This is a genomic window from Streptomyces sp. NPDC060209 (genome assembly GCF_042728155.1).
GTDB lineage: Bacteria > Actinomycetota > Actinomycetes > Streptomycetales > Streptomycetaceae > Streptomyces.
In genome coordinates this window covers 1-12711 of record NZ_JBHWZS010000245.1, presented here as the reverse complement: position 1 = coordinate 12711, position 12711 = coordinate 1, and the positions used below count along the sequence as shown (strand labels likewise).

Here is a 12711-nt window from a genome sequence, read left to right as displayed (position 1 = left end):
CCCCGGTAGACACCTACCGGGGCCCGCCCCTTTGTGCGCTTCATCTGGCCGGTGAGCGTTCGAAGTGGCCACCGGAGTCAGCGGACCACTGCCGACTTGTCCGCGGCGATCACGTCGGCGGCGGTGCGGCCGTGCACGGCGACGGTCAACGCGGCGGCCATGGCCAGGGCGCGCGCAGTGTCGAGATCGAATTGGTGCTCATCGTTGGACCACCAGTGGTGCTCATGGGGGGAGCACCAATTGCCTTTGGTATTCAGGTACTTGCCACCGTGGCCACCCTCACCCCGCGGACCGGCGTGGAAGACCTCCCACTGACCGCCAGGGCGGAGGATGACCCGGACCACGTAGTCCGCGTAGTCGGGGTGCCCCACGGGGAGGGCGCACGCGGCGTACTTCACGGGCTCAAAGCTCACGACGGGGGTGTTCGTCATTCCCTCAGTACAGCGGTGCGTGTGCTCGCCGGACAAGGCCGCGCTCAACTGGCCAATTGGAGCGCCCAGTCACACCCTTTCGCGTGAGCCAACTTGGAACACAACTGTAAGTTTCACTTGTAGTCATAGTGCAACTGTGGGAAGGTGTCCGGAGATCAGCACCCCGAACACAGGAGCCGCGCCGAATGCCTGCCGAGTACGCCACCCGGACCCGAATCGCCGTCGACCGTGGCCGCGCCGAGGCCGCCCTCGAATTCGAGCGCGCCGCCGGGAAGGGGAAGGCCCGCGCCGCCGCCGCCCGCCGCCTCGCGGTGATCTACCGGGTAGAGGCCCGCCACCCGTACAGGACCCTGCACTACAACCCGGCCGGTTCTGACGCGCCCCTGCCGACGCCCGACGAGCTGCACCTCGACGTGTCCGGCGACCCCGAGCGCGTCGCCCGCTACCTGTCCGCCGTCCCGCGCTACCTCGCCCGCGTCGAGGCCCTCGCTACCAAGGCGGCCCGCGCCTACGGCCAGTGGGCCCGCAGCGCGGCCGGTGAGGACGCCCTCGAATACACGGATGCCGGCGGGCGCCGCGCGTACGCTCGCCGGTTCCGCGTCGAGGCGTTCGCGGCCGTCGCGGACGCGTTCGGGATCTCCTCTCTTCCCCGGTACGTCGACCCGGCCGCGCCGATGTGGGACCAGGCCGCGCGCATCGCATGGGACGTCGTCAAGGCCGAGGGCCCGGTGTCCCTCTACGCGATGCACGACGAGGCCGAGGCCGAGGAGCTCCTCGCCGCCGCGGACCGCACCCCGGACCCGGCCGCCGAGGCGTTCGAGCGTGAGCTCGCCGAGCTGCGCGCCGCCGAGCGCCGCCGCAGTGCCCGACTGTTCGCCGCCCTCGACGGCGAGGAGCTCCCGGCCGACGAGGCGCCGGTCGAGGAGGCCGAGGACGTCGTCGAGGACCAGGAGGACGAGGAGCTCCCCGCCGTCGAGCTCACCCCGGTACAGCGCCGTTGGCTGCACACCGCCGCCGCGCACCCGGAGGGCCTCCTCCCCGCGTCCGTGAACCTGCGGACCGCGCGCACCCTGGGGGCGGCCGGGCTCATCCAGTGGACGCGCCCCCAGGGCCGCACGGCGCCCGTGGCCGAGGCGGTGTGGAAGCTCGACGCGGGAGAGGTCCGGATCACCGCGGCGGGCCGCCGCCGGGCCTCGACGGAGGAGCGCGAGCGCGTCGTAATCGTGGCGTGCGGGGGCCGGAAGGCGGTGTATGCCGACGGCGTCCGCAAGGGCGAGCCGGTGATCGGCGAGCGGGCGGGGGCGCTTTACGTGGGGAGCTATCACCGAGCGATGCGCCGGGCGGCCGACGTCCTCACCCAGGGCGGCCGGTCGGGGCGGGTGCTGATCCTGTCGGCCAAGTACGGGCTTGTCGAGCTCGACCAACACCTCTTGAACTATGACCTCCGGGTGGGCGACCCGGGCACGATCGACGGCGAGACGCTGCGCCGGCAGGCGCACGAGCTCGGGATCTCGGGCGCGGCCGTGACGGTGCTCGGCGGCCGGGCGTACGTCGAGCTCGCCGGGGAGGTCTGGGACGAGCTCGCCGCGCCGCTCGCAGGCACTCGGGGGATCGGCGAGCAACTCGCCCGGCTCGCCGCCATCTACGACCCGGCCCGCGCCACCGTCGAGGCCGCGGCCGAGGACGTCGTCGAGGACCAGGACCAGGAGGACGAGGAGCTCCTCGACTCGCCCGCCGCCCCGGTGCGGCCGGTCGAGCTCGCCCACGCCGCCCGGCCGCGCGGGCGGTCGCACCCCCTGTCGCGCCCCCTGCCGACGGCCTGTCTCGCGTCTGGCGTGACCTGCGCCGACGGCGCCGTTCCCCCGGCCCTGCGGGCGGCGCGACAGGGGACGAGGCACGAGGGCGGGGGAGTGTGTCCCTCGAACCGGTGGACCGCCGCGCGGCGCGATGTACGGCGCCCCGACATCGGGCACGGTGAGCGGGTGCACCGTCCCGTGATCGCTCTCGCCCTCGCCGCCCTCGCCGCCCTGGCTACCGGGTGCGTGTCCGTCCCCCCGGCGGACGACAAGGCGCCCGGCCCGCGCGCCCGGCCCGTCGTGTCCGCCGCCCCCAGTCCGGCGAGCGTCACCCAGGCCCCGGCCCGCGAGGAGCTCACCCGGACCGGCCCCGACCCGTCCCCCTCGCCCTCCTCGGCCGCGCCGCGCCCGCGGTCGACGCCGTCCGCCGCGCGGGCCCCGCGGTCGACGCGGCCCGCCCCGGCGGTTCGTACCGCCGCGCCCCCGCGGACTCACCACGCCCGGCCGCCGGCACCGCAGCGCCGGACAGTCCGGCCGCCGGTCCTGCGGCCGTCGCACCACCCCGCACGGCCGACTCACCGGGCGCCCGCCGCGCCGAGCTACTCCATGCGCGACGTGTGCCGGGCCGCCCAGGGCGTCACCGATCCGAGCCTCGCCTCGCTGTGCCGTAGCACGTACGGGGGATAGACGGCCGCGCCGAGCGGCCACGCCGCGCCGCGAGTGCGAAAAGCGGCGCCGGGATCACGGATGCGGCGGATAGCCTTCCGCCATGTCATCACTGATGTTCCAGCTCCCTGAAAAGGGCCGCCGCGTGACCTTCATCGGCAAGGGCGGGTCGACCAAGACTCACACCCTTGCCCACGTCCGCGGCCACTGGGCCCGCATGGGCTACCCCACGGCTGCAATCGACTCCGACCAGCCGGGCGAGGACGAGGACGGTTCCCTCTACGCGTGGGACCAGATGTGCGGCGGATTGGTCAAGGACAGTCCTGTCACGGCGCAGTACAGCGCGCTGCACCTGCCGGGCACCATCACCAAGGAGACCCCGGCCGGTGGCCTCCTCGGGATCGACACCGGGGCGTGGTCCAACACCCCCGGCGGGACGCATCACTCGGCGCTCGCCATGTCGGATCTTGCCGTTCTGTGCCTCCAGCCCGCCGAGGGTGAGCTCCACCGGTCGGCGTCCGTGTGGCTCGCCCTCAAGTACCTGGAAGACACCACGGGACGCCGCCCCGAGCTCGTCGTCCTGTTCACCCGGACCCACCACAGCGCGAAGGCCAACGACGAGGCCCGCCGCACCCTGGAGAAGCGCGAAATCACCGTGTTGGAGTCCAGCGTCCCGAACCAGCAGGGCGAGGGCGGCTACTCTCGCGCGTTCGGGAACGCGCTCACCCTCGCCGACGACGACCCCATGCATAAGGTGGCTGTCGAGATCCTTACGAAGGTGGCGATTCAGTAGATGAGCATGGATGCAGTGTTCGGCGACGCCATGACCACCCGGGGGCGGGGTGTGGGGACGGGCAAGCCCGAGAAGCCCGCAGTACCCGCCACGTTCACCGCGCCCGGAGTGCCGGCACCCGCGGGGACACCGGAAGTCGAGGCCGCTCCGGAGACTGAGGCCGGGGCGGCGCCCGCCCCGGCCGAGGGGGGCATCCCGCCAATTGGCGGGAAAGTGTTCGATGAGAATTCGAACAGCGACGAGGGGGGCGCACCGGCCACCACCGAGGCGGACGACGCGGGCAAGGCCGTGAGTCCGCTCTCCGAGGAGGACCGGCTCCTCCTGAGTCAGTGCGAGGGCCGGATTCAGGCGTTCGGGAAGGCGGCGGCCGACGCGGGCGAGGCGTTCGACACGATCAAGGACAAGGAGCTCCACCGGCACTACCGGATGACGTGGGCCGAGTACACCATGGCCCGGTGGGGAGTGTCGGTCTCGCAGGTCGACCGCCTCATTGCGGCGGCGCCGGTCATGCGGGAGCTGTCCATCCCGAACGAGGGCACGGCGCGCGAGCTCGTCCCCGCCTACCGCGAATGGGGCGCTGATTCCGCGCGGGCCCTCTGGGACGGCACCAAGGAGGGGTCCGAGAACAAGCCCACGGCCAAGGTGTTGAGGGCCGCCGTCCAGAGCGCGAAGGAGAAGATCGGGGAGGGGAAGAAGGTCCCCGCCCCGGACAAGCTCCTGAGCCTCGCACGCAAGACGGTGGCGCGGGTCGTCAAGGAGGACGCGGCAGCCAAGGCAGAGAAGGCCGCCGCGAAGAAGGCGCCGGCACCGGCACCGGCCGCCGCGGGGGAGGCCGAGACGGGCGGTGCGGGTGCACCGAACGGCGGGGCGTCGACATGGGCCCTGCCGGACAGTGCGGTACAGGAGTTCTCTCGCCTGTTCGCCGCGCAGGCCGAGGCGTCGGGCCGCGCGCCCGAGGATGTCGCCCTCGAAGCGTTCGACGTGCTGCGTAAGCACTACGGCGCGACGGGGGACCAGGCCGCCGCGTAGGCCGCCGCAGAACCCGCCACACGGCGCGGCCCCGGGAGTTCACTCTCCCGGGGCCGCGCCGTTTCGTGCCTACGGTCAGTCGGCGGCGGGAACGGTGCGGCCGACGCCCTCGGCGAGGAGCTCGGCGGGGAATCCGTCACGGCACCACGTCACCGCGAGATCCGAGGCGAAGCCGTTCCCGTGCAGCAGCGGGCCGTGTTGACTCAGCAGACGTGCGGCATCCTCGGCGGGCACGGGGATGCCCAGGTATGCACGGCCGGGCCGCGGCCACGTCAGGTCACGAGCTGCACCGTCCTTGCCCGCGCACCACGCGTGTTCGACGGGCCACGCCACATCCCACGCCAACCCCTCGACGTAGACGAGCTCGCCGCCGCTCGCCCATGCCCACGATGCCGCCTCGGTGTAGCACTTCCCGGGCTCGCCGGGCGGGGTGCCGCCGTCCGGCCACGGGGCGGGGGTGAACAGGCGGCCGTGCGCGAGGAGGAGCGCCGACAGACTGTTGTGCACCCAGCCGGAACGCTCCCCGCGCAGTGCGGCATCCCTGCGCAGGTGGTCGACGAGCTCGCCCTCGGCTGTGGCGGGTTCGGTGTAGGGCATGGGCGGGGCTCCTCCTGGTGGTCGAGCGGGCACCGGTCGAGTGTGCCCGTTCCGGGCGGCGGCCGGGAGGTTCTCGGCCGAACCCGCCACGGGTGCACGGGCGGCCGGCACTTCCGCCCGGCCCGTACGGCGAAACCGCAGGTCGTACCGAACCCGCCATCTCGTGCACCCCCCGGCGCCGACTCCGCCACGGCGTGCACCCTCTCGGGACGTCGGCCCTGGTCCGGGGCCTGTGACCTGCGAGAGTCGGGCCCCGCTGGTGGATCTGAAACCGCCATTCCGTGCACCCCCCTGCGACCAGGGGTTATGACGGAGCCTCATATTTTATGAGCTGGGGACATACGGACCCCCGTCCGGCAAGGCCGAACACGCGCGGCAAACTCTCAGCACAACTTGTAGTTGAGTTACAACCTGTGTCATGGTGAAGGCCCACCGACCCAAGGAGGCAGCACCGATGAACACCCCGACCCCCGCCGAGCTCCCCGCCACGGCCCGCACGTTCGTGGTCGACGCCGAGACGCGGGCCCTGTTCGAGGACGTCGTCGCCGAGGCCCGCCCCGAGCTCGGCGCCGTCCTGGCCACCGTCCGCGCCGACGAGGTCCCGGCCGGGGCCGTCGTCCTCGGCTGCTATCCCGACGGCGTGAGCGTCGAGGAGGCGACCCCGGCCGGGGCGATCACGCACTCGGACCCGTACACCGCCGCGCCGCGCCCGTACGACTCGGCGTGCGGTTGCCTCGGATGCACCGAGGCCCGCGGCTGGTCCGGCCCCGTGATCACCCTTGCCACCGAAACGATGTGGGACGCGTGCGACCCGGTCCCGGCTGCCGCGCCCGTCCTGGTCCGCCTCGCCGCGTAGAACCCGCCCAGCACGAGGGCCCCGTCGCACACGCGACGGGGCCCTCGGCGTTCACCGGTCGAGGACGCTACGCCTCGGCCTGCGGCTGTCGGTCCCACAGATGCACGGTGCTGCCGGTGCGGAGCGGTGCACCCGGCGGGCCCTTGATGTGCCCAGGAACGATGCGGTCCTCGTGCTGGCAGTCCCCGGCGGCGTGCCCGCCGGGGTTGAGGCAGGTTGAACGGCGGTACGGACGCACGGGCCACCGGCAGGACCACGACGGTTCACGGCGGCCGGTGCTTGCTGCGGCGTCGGCGGCGGCGGCTTCCTGGGGCGGCCGTTGGGCGGTGTGGACGTTGACGACGCGGACGGCCGACGAGCCCGTGATGCCCTGCCGGGCGTCCCGCTTCCTGCCGGACCGCTCCCGGGGGATCTCCTCCACCTCCGCCCACCGGGTGCCCCCGGCGGCCGTCATGAGCTGCCACGCGGTGTAGAGGTTGTGCGTCCACACGTCGGTGGTGTCGGGCCGGGCCGGGGCGAACTCGGCGCCCTCGATGAGCAACGACTCGTTGTCCCAGTTGAGCGGTCCCCCGGGGACCTGGTGGCGTTCCGCCTCGATCATCCCGGCCGTCATGACTGACCCGTCCCGCATCGTGCCGAGCACGGTCTCCGGGGGCAGGCCAGAGAACAGGTTCCGGGGGCTGTAGAAGGTGACCCAGATACCCCGGGTGCCGGGAGGAATCGCGGCGTAGCCGTCGCTGGTGGTGTGGCCCCATGTCACCGGCTGACCCTCGACGTTCACGTCTTCCGGGGTCCACGCGGTCCACGACGCGGCCACGATCGGTGTCGTGACCTTGGCATCGACCCCGGGCCGGGCGGCGAGGGTGTCCGCCAGGGCGGCCCCGACGTCTTCGACGTAGCCGCCGATGGGCTCGCCGAACACGATCAGCCCGGACTCCGCCGGCAGGCGGTCGATGCTCGCCCGCTCCCGGGGCGGAGTGGCGGCGGCGGCCAGGGCAAGGGCCGTCATGTCCGCCGTGGCGTAGTAGAGCTCGGCCTCTTCGAGCCGGGCCCGCTCTGCCTTGTTGAGCAGGATCGCGGCGAGGGTGTCGGCCGCAATCGGCGCGTTGCGCATGGTGGGCACGATGGAACAGCGGCCCGCGCGGATCGCCTCGCGCATGGTGATGTTGGACGGCTCTGACGCGGTGAAGTCGACGAGCTGTGCGCGCCACTCCGGCAGTTGCCGGGGGTCCGGCGGCACCCATCGGGTGGGGGCGGCTTGTGTCATGGGCGGTGCCTTCCTGGTCTGTGATGATGGAGGCCGCGGCGGGCCGCCCCTACTACCGGTGGGGGCGGCCCGTCGTCCTGTCGGCACCGTAGCGCCGTGGGGTGTCAGCGGGTGCGCTTGTCGGGCAGGCCGGTGCACTCGGGGTAGGGCACCCATCGGCAACTCGGCGCGCGGCCGTCACACCGGGGGCATACGGCCGTGACGGACGTCAGGGGGAGGCCGTAGACCCACATGAGGCAGGAGGGCGCCCGGAAGGGGCCGGGCTCGGTCGGCCGTCGGTGCAGCGCGGGGAGGTGGTTCCATCGGCGGTCGGCGGCCGTGCGGCCGGACGACTTCCCGGCAGGCTCGGGCCGGTGCTGCTCTAGCCAGTAGTCGAGGGGTGCCCGCTCTTGCCGGGTGAGGGTGCCGGCGGGGACGAGCTCGGCGACGACGTCCTCGACCCAGGCCGCGGACGATGCCCCGCGCTTTCGGCGCCGCTCCTCCCATGACCACATGAGCTCGGCGAGGGTGACGGCCTCGGGGTAGACGACGACAGGTGCCGCCCGGCGGCGGTGCCGGGTCATACCGAGGGCCTCCTCGCGGGTGTGCCAGACGTCGGCGACGCCTCGCCCGCCGTCCCGGACGGGGCCGCGACGGCGAGGGATGGACACCCACCACCACAACATCACTTGATGGGCGTCCGCGAGGAGAGCGTCACCGACGGGCCCCAGGCGGTGGACGAGCTGTCGGTGTCGTTGCAGCGCCCACCCGAGATCGGGGACGGGGGCCGTGTCAACGAGGTACCCGCCGTCATCCCCGGCGAGCCACCGACGGCCGCAGGGGCACGGCCGCCAACGGTGACCGGTGGCGGCGAGCCACGCCCCGGGTTCCATGCACAGCGGGCAGGCCGGCAGGGGAGCGGCGCCGAGCTCGTCGGGCCACGGCTCGATGCGTACGGCCTCGACGTCGGCGACGCGCTCGGGGTGCGCACTGGGGAGAGCTCGGGACAGTTGGTCGGTGTCGCGGTCGACGAGGGCGGCGAGTCGGTCGAGGCCCTCGGAGGAGAGGAGGAGTTCCTCGCGCTGCGCGTCGAGGCCCTCGGCCGGGAGGTCGAGACCCTCGTCGAGGGCCCGCAGGAGCCGAGGCAGATCGGGGCCGTTGGCGGCGGCCGTGCGAGCGAGGAGAGAGAGCGTCGTCTCGCCGTGGATCAGCGGAACGCGGATCGGGAGTCCGAGGGAGGACTCCGCCGAGGCGGCCGGGTCGGTTTGGGTCATGGCGGCACCGTGGCACACCGGACCGACAACGCGTCCCCGAACGGGTGACGTCCCGTCCGGACGAGGGGACGGCCTGTCGTCATCTTGGCGCGTCCCTGTCAAGTTTCCTGATGAATCCACGGGTGGACCCTCGGCCCTTCTGTCGTTTCTGACGTGTCCTTGTCAAGTTTTCGGGGAAGCGCCGACGCCCGGCCCAACGGCCGGATGCGGGACGGCGGGCCCCGCTCCCCGTACGCTTGCAGGGGCCGCCCCGCGCGCCCGGGGGCCTGTCGCGTGCCCTGTCGTGCCCCCTGTCGTGCCGCGCCCTGTCGTGTGCTGTGACCTGCGCGAACGCCCCCGCCCCTCCCCCCGCGCGGGAGACGCGACAGGGGGGCGCCGACAGGGCCCGTCGCCGCCGGGCGGGCCGCCGCCGGGACCGCCTCGGCCACCGTCTCGGCCACCGTCTCGACCGCCGCCGGGACCGCCGCCGGGACCGCCTCGGCCGTCTCCTCGACCGCCGCCTCGGCCTCGGCGTCCGGGACCAGGAGGCCAATCTCGGCATACGCGGGAGTCGACAGGAGGACACCCATACCGGCCCACCCGGGCGCGTCCCCTTCCCGTCCGCGCGCCACAACGCACCCGTTGTCGAGCCGCTCGATACCGGTCAAGGTCACCGGGGCGCCCCACGTTTCGGGGGAGAGGGGACCGCCGTCCCCGAACCCGCCACGGACCGGCACGCACCGCCCCGGGGTGCGGACGACGTCCCCAGGCTCGACCGCGTCCCATGTGGTGACGCGCCACCCTTCCGGTGCCACGGTGCGGGCCCGCATCCGGCGCGCGGTGTCTGCCTCGGCCGCGGCCCGGACGTCGACCAACCCGACGAGTCGGGCCGCCGCCTCGGCGCGGCTGGTGTGGTCGGTCCGGCGCGTCTCGTCGAGACCGAGGGCCCACCATGTGCGGCGCGTCCGGTAGACGTGTCCGACCGGTGCGCCATCGACCGACACCGGGTAGCGACCCTCGGCGTCCCGGCGGCCGAATCGGTACCGGGGTGCCTCCTCGACCGCCGCCTCGGTCGGGGCCGGCACCGGAGCGGCCTCGGCCCGCGCAGCCTCGGCAGCGCGCTGGTTCCGTGCCCACTCTTCGCGGTCCCGCGCGTACTCCGCCACCGTGGCACTCAGCGCGCGGACCCTGTCGGCCACCGGGGCGATACGGTCGGCCGCCTCGGTCCCGCGCTCCCGTGCGGCATGGTCGTGCAGCTCCTCGGCCGTCTCCAGTGCGGTGCGCGCCTGCCGGTACCGGGCGCCCGGAACCTTCGTGTTCGCGTGCCGCGCGTCGTCCATCAGGGCCCGCATGATGACCAGTTCACCGGCCATGCGCTCACACAGCACCCGCGCGGCGTGCTCGCGGTTCCGCGCGTCGGCGATTGCCTCGGCCCGCCACTCGTCCGCGGACGTGTCGACGATGCGCACGGCCGTGCCCGCGTACCGGCTCACGGTGCAGTACCCGACGCTCCACCCCTTGACGGTCCCTCGGTCGGTAAGCGTCGGGTACGCGATGAACGGTGCGCCGTTGACCGCCGCAAGAGCCTGCCGCGCGATCCACACGAGACGGAGCGCGTTCGTCTCTCCGATGCGGCGGTCAGCACCCTGCGCCCCGATCCACGCGTTCGGACGGCGCGCGGCCTCGTAGCGCTCCTCGGCGTCCGCGAGGGACCACTCCGCGCGCTGCAACTCGGCCGCCGCCGCGGCCTCGGCCTCGGCCCATGCGAAAGCCTCGGCGACCGTGCGCGCGTCCGCCTCGCATCCGTCGGCCAGCACGCGCGCACGCTCGGCGCAGTCCCGCGCACGGGCGGGGTCCGTGATCTCTGCGCCGTCCCACCAGTCACGCCGCGCGGAAAGCTCAAGGTTGTACGCGGTCCGGGACCGGCGGTCGATACGGGCGAGCGCGGCCCGCACCCGCTTGCCCTCGGTCTCGTCGAGCCGCTCAACGGGCATCGCGTCATAGATGTTGGTCCGGTGCCGGACGGCCGTCACCGTGAGCTCGTACGCCTCGGCCGCGCGGGACGCGTGTCCCTCCGCCTCCTCGGCCCACTGGCGCGCGGTCCGGCCGTCGCACGTCGCTACCGGTGCCGCAGGCTCGACCGCGGCCTCGGCCGCACGGACCGCCGCGCGCCGCTCCTCGGCCTCGGCCGGACCCTCCTCGGCCCGCTCGATAGCCTCCTCGGCCTCGGCCCACTCACCGCACAGCATGAGCTGTCCAGCGGCGTGAAGCTCCTCGGCGTCCGACATGATCAGTTCGCCGATGCGGACCGCCTCGGGGTCGACCGTGCGCGCCGCACCCGACCCGTACCGGGCGAGCACCGCGCACATGATCTCTCGGCACGCGCACAGCCATTCGCCGCACCCCATGCACTCGTCATCGGCCGCGGTGCGCGCAGCCTCGGCCGCCTCCTTCGCAGCCTCGGCCGCATCCTCAGCAGTGCCGAGGGACTCCCGCGCCGTCTCCCGCGCATCCTTCGCAGCCTCGTAAGCGCGGTCCGCCTCGGTCTCGTACAGGGCACCGGTAGCGGCCTCGGCGTACTTCCGGCACTCATTGGCCGCACGCTGCGCCCGCTGGAAAGCGCGCTTGCACTCGACGACCGCCTCGGCCGCTCCCTTGGCGTCCGCCTCGGCCTGGTCCGCCTCGGCGTCCGCCTCGGCCCAGGTACGCGCGGCCTCGGCCGCCTCCTGCGCCGTCTCGGCCGAGTGCTGGAACCCGCCCGCAGCGTCGGCGCACTTGCGCGCCTCGGCGAGTGCCTCCTCGGCCTTCTGTCCGGCCTTGACCGCGTCGAGTGCCGCGCGGGCCGCAACGACACCGGCCTCGGCCTCGGCGCGCGTCTCGGCCGAGACGTCACCCGCCGGGACCTTGACCTCCTCGACGACAGTCTCGACCGCCGCGCCCGGAAGCGACTCCATGCCGGACCGGTACCAAGCGACCGTTTCGCGGTAACCGCGGCCCGCCGTCGCCCACTTGCCCGCGCGCCATGTGTAGCGGCCCGTACGGGAGTCGGACGGCGTCGCCACAACAAGCGTCCACGCCTCGGCCGTTGCGTCGCGCTCGACCATGACGCCCCACCCGCAACCGGTAGCGGCGGCGGCGAGCGCACCCAGGGTGCGGGGGGCGCCGGCCGACAGGGCGTCAGCAACGGGCATCGGGGCGGAAGTCGAGGTCATGCGCGGTTCCCTTCGGATCGGCCGCCGGGACTTTCCCCCGGCGGTTGGTGCGGTCCCCACACTAGCCAACTTGCATCACAACTACAAGTTGAACTGTGAGTTTGGGTGCGTCTTTTCGACGTCGGGACCGAACCCGCCACGGGGTGCGCCGAGGCCGTCCGGGGCCCGCGTCGGCCACCGGGGGAGATCATCCGAAACGGGCCCAGGGAGGGGCCTAGGTGGCGCCCTACGGGCCTAGCGACACCCCGGCGGCCCGCAGTGCACATACGGGGTCGAGGCGGCGAGACGGGCGCACAGCGGTTTTCCCTGGTCAGTCGGGTTGTGGATAACGGGTGCACCAAATGGCGGTATCGGGACTGACCAGGGGGAACGGGGTCTACGATGGCCGAACCCGCCACGGGTGCACGGCAGTTGGTAAGGGTTGAAAGTTTGGAGGCACCTCTTACTCGAACAACTTATTGGGAACGGTTCCCAATAAGAGGGCCCGTCGAACGGCCGTTCTCCCTGGTCACTCCCGAACCCGCCACCTCATGCACCCCCCGACCTTTGTTCGATTTCCGCACTGTGGAAAAAGCGTGCACGAAATGGCGGGTTCTGCGATCGGTTACGATCGGTCTCCGAGGCCGGCACCATGCGAAAACGTGGGTTGAGCTGGGAAAACGCGGTTATCCACAGGGGTGCACCGTATGGCGGGTTCCACCTAGTTCCCCACACTCAAGCCGCAGGCGCAGACGTGATCCGCGAAGCGGATCACCGCGGCCCGCGAAGCGGGCCGCATAGCAGACAGCGTGAAACGCTGTCAAGTGATCGGCGAAGACGATCACTAGGCATA

9 protein-coding genes are annotated in these 12711 nt (G+C 73.0%); 4 read left to right on the top strand and 5 right to left on the bottom strand.

Features of this window, described 5'->3' with window-relative positions; all coding sequences use genetic code 11:
- Positions 1-77 precede the first annotated feature (77 nt).
- On the bottom strand, positions 78-431 hold the full coding sequence (locus ACFWFI_RS32670; RefSeq protein WP_387397308.1) for a hypothetical protein: 354 nt from the start codon (positions 429-431) through the stop codon (positions 78-80).
- A 185-nt stretch (positions 432-616) separates the two neighbouring features.
- Between ACFWFI_RS32670 and ACFWFI_RS32665 the strand changes: the two genes are divergently transcribed.
- The 3 genes from ACFWFI_RS32665 (at position 617) to ACFWFI_RS32655 (ending at position 4715) form a co-directional block, all read left to right on the top strand.
- Complete coding sequence (locus tag ACFWFI_RS32665) at positions 617-2914, top strand: DUF6884 domain-containing protein (RefSeq protein WP_387397306.1); 2298 nt, start codon at positions 617-619, stop codon at positions 2912-2914.
- An 82-nt stretch (positions 2915-2996) separates the two neighbouring features.
- Entirely contained in the window at positions 2997-3686 is a 690-nt protein-coding gene (locus ACFWFI_RS32660; protein WP_359595554.1) for a hypothetical protein, read from the top strand.
- A complete protein-coding gene (locus ACFWFI_RS32655; protein WP_387397303.1) occupies positions 3687-4715 on the top strand; it encodes a hypothetical protein in 1029 nt (342 codons plus the stop codon).
- A gap of 75 nt (positions 4716-4790) precedes the next feature.
- On the opposite strand, the gene ACFWFI_RS32650 is transcribed toward ACFWFI_RS32655, so the two are convergent.
- Positions 4791-5312: a hypothetical protein gene (locus ACFWFI_RS32650; protein WP_387397301.1), complete on the bottom strand. Its 522-nt coding sequence runs from the start codon at positions 5310-5312 to the stop codon at positions 4791-4793.
- A gap of 454 nt (positions 5313-5766) precedes the next feature.
- Here ACFWFI_RS32650 and ACFWFI_RS32645 point away from each other — a divergent pair, with 454 nt between their 5' ends.
- A complete protein-coding gene (locus ACFWFI_RS32645; RefSeq protein ID WP_387397299.1) occupies positions 5767-6168 on the top strand; it encodes a hypothetical protein in 402 nt (133 codons plus the stop codon).
- 67 nt (positions 6169-6235) lie between these two features.
- On the opposite strand, the gene ACFWFI_RS32640 is transcribed toward ACFWFI_RS32645, so the two are convergent.
- The 3 genes from ACFWFI_RS32640 to ACFWFI_RS32630 form a co-directional block, all read right to left on the bottom strand.
- Positions 6236-7435, bottom strand: coding sequence for a hypothetical protein (locus tag ACFWFI_RS32640; protein WP_387397296.1), 1200 nt, complete (start codon positions 7433-7435; stop codon positions 6236-6238).
- Between the two features lie 104 nt (positions 7436-7539).
- Complete coding sequence (locus ACFWFI_RS32635) at positions 7540-8688, bottom strand: TniQ family protein (RefSeq protein ID WP_387397294.1); 1149 nt, start codon at positions 8686-8688, stop codon at positions 7540-7542.
- A 98-nt stretch (positions 8689-8786) separates the two neighbouring features.
- Positions 8787-11879 (bottom strand): hypothetical protein, encoded by a 3093-nt coding sequence (locus ACFWFI_RS32630; RefSeq protein WP_387397291.1) that lies wholly within the window; start codon positions 11877-11879, stop codon positions 8787-8789.
- Positions 11880-12711 lie beyond the last annotated feature (832 nt).

What these genes read in the sequence shown, in the direction of transcription:
- ACFWFI_RS32670 (WP_387397308.1), bottom strand. Translation starts at nt 431, where the DNA reads ATGACGAACACCCCCGTCGTGAGCTTTGAGCCCGTGAAGTACGCCGCG.
- ACFWFI_RS32665 (WP_387397306.1), top strand. Translation starts at nt 617, where the DNA reads ATGCCTGCCGAGTACGCCACCCGGACCCGAATCGCCGTCGACCGTGGC.
- ACFWFI_RS32630 (WP_387397291.1), bottom strand. Translation starts at nt 11,879, where the DNA reads ATGACCTCGACTTCCGCCCCGATGCCCGTTGCTGACGCCCTGTCGGCC.
- ACFWFI_RS32640 (WP_387397296.1), bottom strand. Translation starts at nt 7,435, where the DNA reads ATGACACAAGCCGCCCCCACCCGATGGGTGCCGCCGGACCCCCGGCAA.
- ACFWFI_RS32660 (WP_359595554.1), top strand. Translation starts at nt 2,997, where the DNA reads ATGTCATCACTGATGTTCCAGCTCCCTGAAAAGGGCCGCCGCGTGACC.
- ACFWFI_RS32655 (WP_387397303.1), top strand. Translation starts at nt 3,687, where the DNA reads ATGAGCATGGATGCAGTGTTCGGCGACGCCATGACCACCCGGGGGCGG.
- ACFWFI_RS32635 (WP_387397294.1), bottom strand. Translation starts at nt 8,688, where the DNA reads ATGACCCAAACCGACCCGGCCGCCTCGGCGGAGTCCTCCCTCGGACTC.
- ACFWFI_RS32650 (WP_387397301.1), bottom strand. Translation starts at nt 5,312, where the DNA reads ATGCCCTACACCGAACCCGCCACAGCCGAGGGCGAGCTCGTCGACCAC.
- ACFWFI_RS32645 (WP_387397299.1), top strand. Translation starts at nt 5,767, where the DNA reads ATGAACACCCCGACCCCCGCCGAGCTCCCCGCCACGGCCCGCACGTTC.